The organism is Chloroflexota bacterium (assembly GCA_015478725.1).
In the GTDB taxonomy this organism is placed as follows: domain Bacteria; phylum Chloroflexota; class Limnocylindria; order Limnocylindrales; family CSP1-4; genus C-114.
The window spans coordinates 1-1,324 of record JADMIG010000122.1 but is presented as its reverse complement, the minus strand read 5'-3'; the positions used below and the strand labels follow the sequence as shown (position 1 = coordinate 1,324).

General features: G+C 71.8%; 1 protein-coding gene. It reads left to right on the top strand.

The window, feature by feature from the left end; translation table 11 throughout:
- Position 1 precedes the first annotated feature (1 nt).
- Positions 2-1,306: an IS66 family transposase gene (locus IVW53_16050; protein MBF6607074.1), complete on the top strand. Its 1,305-nt coding sequence runs from the start codon at positions 2-4 to the stop codon at positions 1,304-1,306.
- The last annotated feature ends 18 nt before the right edge of the window (positions 1,307-1,324 follow it).

Genomic DNA, 1,324 nt, shown 5'->3' with positions numbered 1-1,324 from the left:
CATCTGGGACTTCCCGGGCGGCGGGTATTGCTGCCCGGAGTGCGGCACCGCGTTCACCGGGCTGGGAGATCACGTCAGCGAGGTGCTGGACTGGGTGGTGATCGTGCGGGTGAGCGCGCACTGCCGGCGCCGCTACCGGCGCCAGTGCACCTGCCCGGTCCCGGTCACGGTGACCGCGCCCGGCCCGGCGAAGGCGATCGGCAAGGCCTTGGTGTCCAACGCGTTCATCGCGCAGTGGCTCACCGAACGCTACGTGGCCGGGCGCAGCCAGAACTCGCTGGTCACCACCCTGGGCCGACACGGCGCGGCCCTGTCGGCGGCCACCATGACCGGGATCTGCGCGGCGGCGGGAGCGCTGCTGGCCCCGCTGGAAGACGCGATCACCGCCCGGTCGCGGGGCTCGTGGCACCTGCACGCCGACGAAACCAGCTGGCGGGTGTTCGCCCCACGCGAGGGCGACGGCCCGGCGAGGTGGTGGCTGTGGGTGTTCCTCGGGCCGGACACCGCCTGTTTCGTCATGGACCCCACCCGCTCGGGTGCCGTGCTGGCCCGCCACGCCGGGATCGACCAGGAAACCGGCCAGCTGACCGACGGAGGCGATGACGGGCCGCGGCAGCTGGTCATCTCCAGCGACTTCTACAGCGTGTACAGCTCGGCGGGCCGCAAGGCCACCGGCGTGGTGAACCTGTACTGCTGGGCCCACGTACGGCGGTATTTTGTGCGCGCCGGGGACGCCAACCCCGAGCAGCTGGGCCGCTGGACCACCGCCTGGCTGGAGCGGATCAAGAACCTCTACCTCGCCCACACTCAGCTCGCCACCGCGTGGGCCGGCGACGCCGAGGCCGAACTGGACCAAGCCCGCAGCAGTTGGGACGCGGCGCTGCAGGTCATCGACACCGCGCGCACCACCCAGATGGCCGCGCCCGGGCTGCAAGAACCGGCGAAGAAGGCCCTGGCCACGCTGGACCGCGAATGGGGAGGCCTGACCGCCCACCGCGACTACCCGATGATCAGCCTGGACAACAATGCCGCCGAACGCGCGCTGCGCCGCCCGGTCGTGACCCGCAAGAACGCCTACGGATCCCGCACCGAGGACGCCGCCCGCCTCGCCGCCCGCGTCTGGACCATCGCCGCCACCGCCGAGATGGCCGGGCTCAACCCCATCACCTACCTCACCGCCTACCTCGATGCCTGCGCACGAGCCAGCGGCAAGCCGCCGACGGGACCCGGCCTGCAACGGTTCCTCCCCTGGACCGCGACCGGCGAAGACCTGCACGCCTGGGCACAACCACCCCGCCCCGGTTGACAAGTTGACACTCCCAAT